This is a genomic window from Aquimarina sp., assembly GCF_977115655.1.
On the sequence record NZ_CDSBKO010000027.1, the window covers coordinates 12,985 to 24,604 of the forward strand.

12 protein-coding genes are annotated in these 11,620 nt (G+C 32.3%); 3 read left to right on the forward strand and 9 right to left on the reverse strand.

Going from position 1 to position 11,620, the window contains the following annotated elements:
• Nucleotides 1-948, reverse strand: coding sequence for a 1-aminocyclopropane-1-carboxylate deaminase/D-cysteine desulfhydrase (locus ACZIYX_RS12630; RefSeq protein WP_462682609.1), 948 nt, complete (start codon nt 946-948; stop codon nt 1-3).
• Entirely contained in the window at nt 949-1,275 is a 327-nt protein-coding gene (locus ACZIYX_RS12635) for a hypothetical protein (RefSeq protein ID WP_462682610.1), read from the reverse strand. It lies immediately after the preceding gene.
• Between the two features lie 28 nt (nt 1,276-1,303).
• Between ACZIYX_RS12635 and ACZIYX_RS12640 the strand changes: the two genes are divergently transcribed.
• From ACZIYX_RS12640 to ACZIYX_RS12650, 3 genes are all read left to right on the forward strand, one after another.
• Nucleotides 1,304-1,474 carry a DUF5522 domain-containing protein gene (locus ACZIYX_RS12640; protein ID WP_462682611.1) on the forward strand — a complete coding sequence of 57 codons (171 nt, stop codon included), beginning with the start codon at nt 1,304-1,306 and terminating at the stop codon, nt 1,472-1,474.
• 86 nt (nt 1,475-1,560) lie between these two features.
• Nucleotides 1,561-2,091, forward strand: coding sequence for a DUF4136 domain-containing protein (locus ACZIYX_RS12645; RefSeq protein ID WP_462682612.1), 531 nt, complete (start codon nt 1,561-1,563; stop codon nt 2,089-2,091).
• 94 nt (nt 2,092-2,185) lie between these two features.
• Nucleotides 2,186-2,797, forward strand: coding sequence for a DUF4230 domain-containing protein (locus ACZIYX_RS12650; protein WP_462682613.1), 612 nt, complete (start codon nt 2,186-2,188; stop codon nt 2,795-2,797).
• A gap of 342 nt (nt 2,798-3,139) precedes the next feature.
• Here ACZIYX_RS12650 and ACZIYX_RS12655 read toward each other — a convergent pair whose 3' ends face one another.
• From ACZIYX_RS12655 to ACZIYX_RS12685, 7 genes are all read right to left on the reverse strand, one after another.
• Nucleotides 3,140-3,832: a nitroreductase family protein gene (locus ACZIYX_RS12655; protein WP_462682614.1), complete on the reverse strand. Its 693-nt coding sequence runs from the start codon at nt 3,830-3,832 to the stop codon at nt 3,140-3,142.
• Between the two features lie 328 nt (nt 3,833-4,160).
• Nucleotides 4,161-4,814, reverse strand: a complete 654-nt coding sequence (locus tag ACZIYX_RS12660) for a 4'-phosphopantetheinyl transferase family protein (RefSeq protein WP_462682615.1) — start codon at nt 4,812-4,814, stop codon at nt 4,161-4,163.
• A 174-nt stretch (nt 4,815-4,988) separates the two neighbouring features.
• The gene (locus ACZIYX_RS12665; RefSeq protein WP_462682616.1) at nt 4,989-6,323 is read right to left on the reverse strand and encodes an aspartate kinase; all 1,335 of its coding nucleotides are present in this window, start codon (nt 6,321-6,323) and stop codon (nt 4,989-4,991) included.
• A 256-nt stretch (nt 6,324-6,579) separates the two neighbouring features.
• Complete coding sequence (locus tag ACZIYX_RS12670) at nt 6,580-7,335, reverse strand: thioesterase II family protein (RefSeq protein ID WP_462682617.1); 756 nt, start codon at nt 7,333-7,335, stop codon at nt 6,580-6,582.
• Between the two features lie 284 nt (nt 7,336-7,619).
• A complete protein-coding gene (locus ACZIYX_RS12675; RefSeq protein ID WP_462682618.1) occupies nt 7,620-9,260 on the reverse strand; it encodes an MBL fold metallo-hydrolase in 1,641 nt (546 codons plus the stop codon).
• Nucleotides 9,261-9,277: 17 nt separating this feature from the next.
• A complete protein-coding gene (locus ACZIYX_RS12680; RefSeq protein ID WP_462682619.1) occupies nt 9,278-10,192 on the reverse strand; it encodes a cupin-like domain-containing protein in 915 nt (304 codons plus the stop codon).
• A gap of 37 nt (nt 10,193-10,229) precedes the next feature.
• On the reverse strand, nt 10,230-11,549 hold the full coding sequence (locus ACZIYX_RS12685) for an MFS transporter (RefSeq protein WP_462682620.1): 1,320 nt from the start codon (nt 11,547-11,549) through the stop codon (nt 10,230-10,232).
• Nucleotides 11,550-11,620: the final 71 nt, after the last annotated feature.

Sequence of the window (11,620 nt, forward strand, 5' to 3'; positions counted from 1 at the left end):
TTAATATCCAATTGTAATAAGGGGTAGCTTCTTTTTTTCTAATTTTTTATTCATCCCGGCTATTCCTTGCAAACCACCAGTATGGATGGCTAAAATACGAGTATTTTTTTTAAAAACACCTTTTTGTATCGTATCAAAAATACCAAAAAGCATCTTTGCGGTATACACAGGATCCAACGCTATATGTTGCTCTTTATTAAATGTATTAATAAACTCAACAAGGTTGCTATCTATTTTACCATAGCCTCCAAAATGGTATTCATTAACCAGCTCCCAATTGGTTTTTGAAGTATATTTTTTAATATCTGCAGAAAGAAAATCTCCTTTTAAAGCCGGAAACCCAAGAACAAACTGGCTATTATTGGCACTATTAATAATCCCGGCAATGGTTCCTCCGGTTCCTGCAGCACAACAAATAATATCGTACACAGCATCGGTTGAAGTAAGTATTTCTTCACAACCTTGTACCGCCAGAGCATTGGTTCCCCCTTCGGGTATAATAAAACAAGAGCCAAATTCATTTTTTAGCTGTTCTAAAAAAATAGCAGAGGATTTTTCCCGATACATTTCTCTGCTTATAAACTTAAAATGCATGCCTGCGGCAGAAGCTAATCGTAAAGTATCATTTTCTGACAACGTCTTTTCTATATTTTTTGCTAACTCTTCTCCTCGTATAACCCCTATGGTTTGTAGCCCTGTTATTTTTCCTGCTGCCGCTGTTGCTGCTATATGATTACTGTATGCCCCGCCAAAAGTAATAACGGTGGTGTATCCTTTTCTTTTTGCTTCTAAAAGATTGTATTTTAACTTTCTGAATTTATTACCTGAGACTTCTTTATGAATCAGATCTTCTCGTTTAATATCCAGAAAAACTTTTGCAGTATCCAAAACAGGGTGTGTAATGGGTTGATTTTTTGAAGGAAGTGTTTCTGAAGAAAAAATATACATTTACAAATATTTAATAAAACTCCAGGGTTTTCTGGTTTTAAGATAATTAAGGTTCTCTTCATTATAATACGCCTCTCTTTCAAAAGAAATATTACGATATGCTCTTTGTGGGTTTCGATATTTAATTACCCTGATGATATACTCTGTAATATAAAAAATATAAAACGGTGCTACCAACAATTCTGCCTGTTGCCTGATATGAATTTTTTCATGATTAATAAAAACAGTATCTTTTTTAAGAAAAGAATTATTAATCACTATAAATGGCCATAGGGCAATTCCCACAAAATGACGACCTATCAAATATTTGTTAACTATTATGGGCATATAACTGCAAGATACTATTTTTGTAAATATGAATAACCCTAAAAAAGTATTAACTCCAAAAGAAGGAGATTATTACATCACCCCAGAGGGGTATCGGTGTTTTACAGAACAATACCACCTTAGAAGAGGCTACTGTTGCGAGAGTGGATGCAGGCATTGCCCGTATGGGTATGATAAAAACACCAATAGTTACTCTTAAGAAAAACCTATAATTTCTGGAAATGGTATGATTATTGCTTATATTTATACAAAAAGCTTTTGTTAAACGTTTAATACACAAGGATTATGAGATTTTTTTCGCTTTTATCATTAATCTTTATCATAACTGTTAGTTCTTGCTCTACTGTGCGTGTTGCTTCGGATTATGATAAGCAGGCTGATTTTAATACCTACAAAACTTTTGCTTTTTATAAACCCGGAATAGACAAAGCAGAAATTAGCGATCTGGACAAAAAACGTATCTTAAGAGCTATTGAAGGTGATATGACAGCAAAAGGTTTTACAAAGTCATCTACCCCGGATATGCTGGTAAGTATTTTTACAAAAACTAAAGAGAATGTAAATATCTACCAAAACAACTATGGTTGGGGATATGGTTGGGGGTGGAACCCCTGGTTTTGGGGAAGTGGTTATAATACCGTGTCAACCACTACACAAGGAACGCTATATATAGATCTTATTGATGCTTCTAAAAAAGAATTGGTTTGGCAAGGGATGGGTACATCTGCATTAACCCAGGATGTAAACAGAAAACAAGAGAAGATAAATGAAATCGTTGCAGCGATTTTGGAAAAATATCCGCCTCAGGAAAATTAAGGAATATAAATTACGTAAGTATGTAAAATAGCTCTTCTGCGCAGAAGAGCTATTTTTTTATGTACATTTATGCAAAACTTGATATAACCATTTTATGCGTAATTTTCTACTTGGAGTGTTTATTACAGCGTTTTTAGCGTTTGGAATTAAATATTTTATAGATCAATTCAATACTCGCAAAACCGAAGTAGCATCTTCTGGTCTTATTCTCGATCAAATAAAAAACACAGGGAAACTTGTCGTTACCGAAGGTCATTTTTCGGATATTATTACGTACAAAGATGGAAAAACCTATTTTAATCTTATTACTTCTGAAAAGAAAATAATTGTATTGGTTAATGCTAATGTACAAGTATCTTATGATCTAAGAAAAATTGAACACCATATAGACCCTGAAACAAAAACAGTAACAATTACCACAATTCCTGAAGCCGAGATTAATATCAATCCTGAGATAACATACCACGATATCCAAGAAGGGATTATTAATAAATTTAGTACTGAAGATCACAATACTGTACGAAAAATAGTTATTGAAGAATTAAATAAAAAAGTAAAGAAATCTACGTTGGTAACAAATTCAAAAAACAGATTAATTAGTGAGCTACAAAAAATATACATTGTTACAAACTCTCTTGGCTGGACATTAAAGTATAAAGACACATCAATAGACTCTCAAAAAGGCATTGAAAAACTAATTGAATAACAGTCTTTTTTCTAATACCTTTTTAACTTTGAACCTGGATTAATAAATTATACCATTTTAACAGTAAATTCAAAGTAGAACTGGTATAATAAAAAAGATGGAAAGAAAATTCTCTCCATCTCTTTACTTATTAAAACCTGAATTTTAGAATTTACTTTGTCCCTTAAACCCTATTGTGTTACAGATTCATAATTTTGTTTACATATACAAAACGTTTCATTAAAGGTATACCCTACCTTTTCTTATATATTTTTTAAAATATATTTTCTTTCCATACTATTCTCTTTTTCAGAATAGAACTCTTTAATAAAAGTCATTTCTTTTTCCAAAAACAGATTTTAACTATTCATAAAAAACAGTTACCTCATCCAGATTTTTTCTTTTTAAATCCGGCACATAAGCAGGAAACTTAGGATATCCAACAGGAAGCAACAAAAAAGCTCTTTCATTACCTGGTCTATTAAGTATATCTGCCAAAAAATTCATTGGGCTTGGAGTATGTGTAAGAGTTACCAATCCTGCATTATGAATTGCAGATATTAACATTCCGCAAGCTATCCCAATAGATTCGTTTACGTAATAATTATTGTGCTTTTCCCCGTTTTCTTCTAGTTCATATACTTTTTTGAAAGCTATAATAAGCCAGGGAGCAATTTCCAGAAACGGTTTATGCATGTCTGTAGCAAGAGGTTCGAGATCTTTTTTCCACCGCTCGCTCATTCTTTTTTCATAACTTTCTTTTTCTTCTACTTCGGCTGCTTTTCTAATTTGAGTTTTTAATGCCGGATTAGAAATTGCACAAAATGTCCATGGCTGTTTATGCGCTCCCGATGGTGCTGTGGATGCACTCTTAATAAGGTTTTCTATTACTTCTCTCGGCACTGGTGCCTCAGAGAAATCCCTAACAGATCTTCTTTTATCCAACCACTCATAAAAAGATTTGCTTTTTGTAACCAGTTCTTCTTCTGAAAAAAAATCCGAACAATAGCTAACATGTTTATGTCCATTAATATAAATACTGCCAGGCGCTTCCATTGTATGCGGTTTTATTGGTTATAAAAATTCTTACAAAAGATACTGTTTTTTTTATAAATGTTGTTAATCTTTATCATTGCAGAACAAAAATTTGATCTTGTATGTTTATGAAAACATATTTTGTTTTCAACCCAAATTATAGGGTTTAATTTTTCAAGGCTTGATTCAAAACGAAAGAAAAAAATTATGCTGAATGCTTCTCGAACCTACCCCTATCCAAAATATTTTATCTTAAAAACGGAAGTAATACCATTTTAACTTTGAAATAGCACTAATAAATTATTTCTATACGCACTATTTCAAAGTTAAAATGGTATAACAAGCTTCTTTATTGTATAGAAAAATCTACTACCTGAGGATTCAAAACTATTGGATCTGTTGTGTTTTTAAATGCCAGATGGCAGATATAATCCTGATCTATCCGGATTTTTTCTAAGAAGAAATTTTCTTTATCAATTTTTGTTTTACACCCTGCTATTTCAAAAGATTGCATGGGGATTGAATGTCCTTTGCCTTGTGCTTTTATAACCGCCTCTTTTTGTGTCCAATAATCATAAAACGATACTTGATTATTATCAGACAACATTACTTGTTGCCATTCTGTAGCCGTCATTTGGCTTTTATAATCTTCTATTTTAACCGTATTATTAATTATTTCCAGGTCTACACCAATATCACAAGTGCCTGATATTGCACAAACTACCATGTTTCCTGAATGAGAAATACTAAATTTTACAGTATTGTTTTCAAAATATGGTTTATTATAAATAGTATAACGTAAATCATTTATAGATATATTTTTATTCATTTTTTTTAACCCCTGACTTAAAATAATTCTACCTAATAAAGAAAGCTGCGCATCTTGCCACCGCCTGTATCCCAAAATTTTATTCTGAAAATCAGCTGGAAGGAGTGGGGCTATTTCTTTTATTAGTTTATCATGGTTTTTTTTAACTATGTACGAATAGAATATTTGAGTCATTTTTTTTATAAAAAATTTTTATTCCTATTGAAAAAAATAAGAATATCTTACTTTAAAACCTTGCTTAATCAACAACCCAGAGCAGGTTCATAAGATACGGTATGTTTCTTAAAATGTATTTTATTTTCGAGGCAACCCCCGGGTAATTAAATCCTTGATTAGGATTCAAAAGTTTTACATCACTACTTCTTGCTGTACCAAAAAAAGATTGCTATGCAAAATCCTTAATGCAGAAGTCTTATCTTTGGTATCTACTAATATCGAAATATTATTATTGCTGCCTCCAAAAGAAATCATTTTAATTGAAATATGATTTAAAATATCAAATAATTTATGTGACTTTTTATCTGTAATAATAGATTCTCCAACGACACAAATTATACTATTATGAGGTTCTATAATCACTTCTGCATATATCTCCAGTTCCTTTTGGATCTCTATAAGATTATCTGTGTCTTCTACCGTTAACGATATCGATTTTTCTGAGGTGGTAACCATATCGATAGAAGTTTGATATTTATTAAACACTTCGAATATCCTATTAAAAAAATCGTAATTCATCAAACCTCTGGATGATTTAATTTTAACAGCAGTTATATTATCTTTTGCCGAGATAGCTTTTATGCCTTTGCTAATTACTTTATTCGATATTATAGTACCTAATGCTTCTGTATCAAATGTATTTTTTAAGACAATAGGAATGTCTTTATCAATTACAGGAAAAACGGTTTGCGGATGTAAAACTTTGGCACCAAAATATGCTAGTTCTGAGGCTTCGTTATATGACAAACACGGTATTGAAAAAGTATCTTCAACATATCTGGGATCATTATTATGTACTCCATCTATATCTGTCCATATCTGTATCTCATCAGCCCCTAATGCTGCTCCAATTATAGTAGCAGAATAGTCACTACCTCCTCTTCTAAGATTATCTATATCTCCCGTATTATTTCTACAAATAAATCCTTGTGTGATATATAGTTTTGTATTTGGTTTTTTTACTAAAACTGAATTTAATTTCTTAGAAACCTTTTCCAGATTAGGGTTTTCGATGTAATCTACCCACATAAATTCTTCTGCACTAAGTAGTTCATTGGATACCCCAATTAAATTCAAATAGCTAGAAAATATATGGGTTAATAATGCTTCTCCGCGAGTTATTATTTTTGAATGTAAAACTTCAGAATACTTCATTGTAGAAAGCTCTGAAATCTCATTTATTATTTTTGATACCCCTTTCTTTATTTTTCTTCGTTCCTCTTCCTCTTCTACTAAGTTATCAATTACGTCTATATGTTTTTCTTTCAGTTTATATAATTGTAATGCTATTTGCTCTGTGTTTTTTAATTTAATATTTTCAGAAAGAGAAACTAATTCATCTGTGACTCCAGACATTGCCGAACAAACCACTATTTTTTGATCATAATCATTTTTTAGAATATTCTTTACTTTGTTTAAATTCTCAATAGATCCCAGAGAAGTTCCTCCAAACTTTAAAATTTTCATTTGAATAGGTTTAAGATATTAATTAAAATATTCCGTTATATTTTAAACCCTGATTATGTCTTAGAACTTCGTTATAAAACTGTAAAACACCTGTGTTTGAAAGGCTTTTCAGTTGTAATAGATTTTCTAATATCTAATACGGACTAAAAAAAAGCAATTGTCTGCAAATTCAACTTGCTAAAAATTAGACGTATTAGTATAATATACAGGGATTTATTATTATTTTAAGATTTCACAAATCGCCTAATTTATACGGTTATGCAACAGAAGTTCTAATTGCCATAGCTGTATTTATTATTTTTTGAACTACTGCTTTTTGGTGTTTAAAAATAAAGAAATGGTCTCCTTGTAATAACTCGAATGTACAATTAGCATTTGTTTCATTTTCCCAGGCTTTCATATTACCAACAGATGTTTTTTCTTCACCATCCCCTATTTCTTCGGTTCCCATACAGATATGGATTGGAATAGGAAATAATTTTTCCATTCTATGATATTGATAGTCCTCAATAGCTTTAAAATCTGATTTCAGTATTGGGTAATACATATCCAAAAGATCCTCATGTGCCAAAATTTCTTTTGGCAAACCTCCTATATCACTAACTTCTTTCCAAAATAAATCCTTAGGCAATAATGATTTTTTTTTCTGAAATCTATTATAGCCCGGTGCCCCCCTGCCTGTAAAAAAAAGGCATATTGGTAATTTCAAATTTTGTTGTACTATCTTTTTAGTTACTTCATAGCCCAATAAGGTTCCTAAGCTATGACCATAGATCATATAATCACTATTTTGTATATGAGGTATTAATTGATCCAGAAGGTCTTCTGATAATTCTTCGATTGTTTCTAATAGTTTTTCTGAAAACCGACTTCCTCTCCCCGGAGATTCTAGTGTGACCCAATCCAAATCTTGTGGCACATATTTCTCTAAACTTTTGAAACTAAATCTATTACCTCCTGCAAAGGGAATCGCTATTATTTTATTTTTTGTTTGAAATAAATTATTGCTCATATTTTTTCAAAATAAATATTAAATCCATGCTCTCCGAAAGGAAGCAATATGCATGTGTGTTAATCAATTTTAAATTCATTTTTGAGAAGTTGCGCCAAACAAAATCCCGAAGTTGATTTATCATTTATGGTTTGAATTTACCGAAGTACATTTTATATATTTTATTTTGAGATAGTTATAGCCGAACTGCACTGAAAAACGGATGCTTTTTGTGGTTCGGCTAAAAACTATCCAAAAACGAAGGATTAAACTCCTTAATATGAATTAAAACTTTTTGTAAAGGATTAATATTGTACTTCGGATTCTAATTGGTGACTTAAAGATGGAGAATGTTTTTTGTACAAAATCTCTTTTTCGCCAAATAGTCGTTCTGACTTTATATCATTATCTATACAATATTGAACTAATTTATTAGATTGAATAATAGGGTTGGACTCGTCTGTATATTTGATACTACTTATAAATTCTAACCATGGTTCTTGTCCCATTGCATAAACATATACTTCTTTGGGGCTGAAAGCTTCTACAAGTCCTTTTCCTCTTTCAAAATTTGAACCTGCCAGTCTTCTTGAAAAATCTTTATCCCTGTCTATCGCTTCTGTTAACAATGGTCCGTACAACCATGACAAAGGAGCTCCGTCACACTCCATTCCCAAAAACAATACATCAACATCTCCAAGTTCTGCTTGTACGAGTTCGTATAGTTTTGATGCCACGTTACAAGAGTCTGCAACAAAAAGCATTTTAAAATCCCCTACAGCAACATGATGGCATATTTTGCATTGTATGTTTAAGTCTGAGTGTTCTCCTATAAAAGGCACCCCGGTGATAGTACAGTCATTAAAGTTAATGGCTTCCATTTCGTCAATTTCAATAACATTTTTAAAGCCAATTGCTTGTAACATTAGTTTTAAACTTGGGTCTTGTAAACTACCGTTTGATGATCTGGGAACTACGATATTCTTGATTTTATGACGTAACGGGATTAGTGTTTCAAATAATATATGGTCCTGATGGTTATGGGTTATCAAAACATAGTCTATCACTTCGGGCAAATCCATATCAGAAAAACGTGAAACGTCTTGATGGTATCCATAATAGCTTATTACGGGATCCAACATAATTGAGATATCTTTTGTTTCTACAAGTATACTTGCATGCCCAAAATAACGCATACGCACCTTATCCCCGGTATATTGATTATATTCTTTGGGAGGTTGTGTTGTAAAAAAGGTATCAAATACGTCTTCTTGTTCTTTTGATATCCCCAATAGTTCTTTTATTTCTTTTAGAGAACCTGGTATTCGTTTCATTTTGCTTAGTTTGTCCAAGCCTTCATGACTAAAAGGAATATTTAAGTGTACCTGATTGCTATCGCGTAATCTGGGTGTGCTTAGCACAAAAGGCCGTTCATCATTCTCTGTCACCCATAGTAAAATACTTTGCGAATCCGGGTTATAAAATTTACTCTTATATAGTAAGGATTCAAAAAATCTAAAAGAGGGCTGGTTGTTCAAATCATAAGTCAGCTCCACATATCCTTGTAATATTTCTGGCACTTCATCGTATAGGGGCTCTAACGAAAAACCTTTGGCTTTACTTTTTAACAATGCATCCAATTCTTTGACAGCATCATTAAATGCAATTAAGTCTTTCTGTTTTTGCAAGGTTTCCTCTTTAAGTTTTTTAATTTCATCGACACGTTTCCCTTCATAATCAATAAAAGGACCTCCCAGCATTTTGGGGTTTTTAACTGCTGCTGCGTGAGCAGCAGGAGCCTGGATATAAGAACTCATAATTTTTAAATGCCGCCCTACCACATTCATCGCCCCGGTTGCAGGAGAGATCAAATGGCTCCATGCGTACCAGTTATCAAATAAGGGTTCTATAACAACATTAGGCTTAAGATATACTTCAGTATTCATTTTTTATTTATTAAATATTAACTAATATAATTGAGATAAGTTTTGTATAGTGGAAATATGTATTTTTCAGGAACTTTAAGCCCTAAACCTGCATATATCAATGCATTATAATATACATTTTTTAGCGGAGCTCCTTTCCATAAAGACCCGACCCCTTTTTTTGCACTTTTGACAGTATGCCAATCAATATTGAAAGAAATTGACTGGCTTAGTCCATGAACCTGATGTAACATTCCTGAAGGCATATAAAGGATGTCCCCGGGTTCTAAAATTGCTTCTTTTATATTCAACTTTTTGGCTTCAGGAAATTTTTCATAATCAGGATATTTAGGATCAAAATTTGACCATCTCCATCCCCTTATATAACTGTGATCTTTTTGGGCGCCATCAATCAAAATGAATTGTTTTTTGCCCACAACCTGAAAAAACAAATTATGGGTTAAAAGGGTGTCAAAATGTAATGGGGTGAGACTTCCTGTAGCCCCCATAAAAAATTGAACATAATTTTGCCATTTTGGACGATACCATTCGGGTAATAATTCTTTTGGAAAGGGCAAAATATCTGCCAAATACTCGGGAAACATATAAAAAAAAGGAATATCGTGCAAGTATCCCACAGGATCTGCGCTCAACCCTAGTTTTATGTTTTTTTCGTAGGCATCCAACAATTCTATATACTCACTAATTAGCATCATTTCTCGTCTGCCTTCGTTTACATTACCTACCTTGATAGGGATTTTGACTCCAGTTTCTTTTGCTTTAAAATAGTCTGCACCCCATTCCAAAGCATTCCAACCCGAAGTCATTCCCCGAATAACTACCGGTTTTCCTTCGTTTACAAAATCTTGGTAAAATTCTTTTCTGGTTATACCATTTTGAATAGGTATATGTTCAAGAATTTGTTTTTCCTGTGTTACTTGAAATTCGTTCATTGAATTATTACTGGTTTTAAAACTTTATAATAGCACATTACTTCATAATAGGAGAATTAGCATGTGCTGTATTTTTGGTATCTATTGGTTTTTTTTTGAGTTTTTTTTGATACAAAGCATCGAGGTTTTTAATTTTTTTATTTCTTTGAAAAAAGAATGAAACGATCATTAATAGCAATCCGGATATTGTGAAGATTAAGATAATTGAGATCGTAATTGTAGTTCCTGGAAAATGATTCGAAAATTCTTTGGGAATAACAGAAACAATATTGTTAAGATAATCTACAAAAATCCCTGACAACATATAAGACAGTGGTTCTGAAGCTCCAATAACCAGCCCGACAAAACCCGATAACCTTCCTAGCATTTTTGTTGGAACCACGGCTTGAAAAAAGGCATTATTCATAATATCAGATACTGTAAACAAAAGAACCGCCAACATTCCTCCAATTGCCAAAACATATAAATTAACATCTATCCACAAGCTAACAAGAACGATCCCTACAAGGATATTAACATTAAAAATGGTTTTAACAGGGCTCTCGATCCTTTTAATGGTACTCATTACAACTCCTCCTATCACAGTACCTATTCCTACTGCAGATAACACCATGCCCAAATAATATTCGTTTGAAAAGTCTAATATCAATGGGGTAAAAAGTACTTTGATGAGTCCTATTAAAAAACCTGTTATAAAGAAAAAGCCCAATAATGATCTTAGCCCTTTTTTTTCTATCAAAAATTCTTTTACTAATTTCCAATCGTTTTTAAAGTTAAATTCTTCTTCTGTTTTTGATACGACAACAAATCGTATTATCAAAAAGGCAAGAATAGATATCAAAAAAGTGATAATATCAATCATAAATATACGTTCCATACCGATCATTTTGAATAGTACGGGAGAAGCTACAGGCACTCCAATACTAATAGCGGCATAAATTGCAGTCGATACCCCTTGTGCTTTTATCAGTTTATCTTTTGGCACTAATGCTGTTGTTGCAACATAAAAAGCACTAAAAACAAACATACTGGCTATAGAACCTATTCCTGACACTATCATAATATGCCAGGGTTGTAAATGTTCCAAATAAAAAAGTGACATCAGTATAATACTACCTATACCTGTTATGACCTGGCCGTAAATAATTATTTTCTTTTTGCTCCATCTATCCACAAAACTCCCAATAAATGGTGCTAAAAGTACAGCAGGAGCAGCTTCAAAAAACCATATCATGGAGTACGAAGTAATTGTCCCTTCCGGTTGTTTCAACACCCAAATACTTAGGGCAAAATCTGTTAAATCGGTACCTAGTAATGAGATCATTATCAGGCCTACGTATAAAAAATATTTCTTCATTAGTTATCTACTCTTATCGGAAAGTTTTTGGGATACGAGCTGTTTAAGATCGTATCATTTCTGTTTTGATG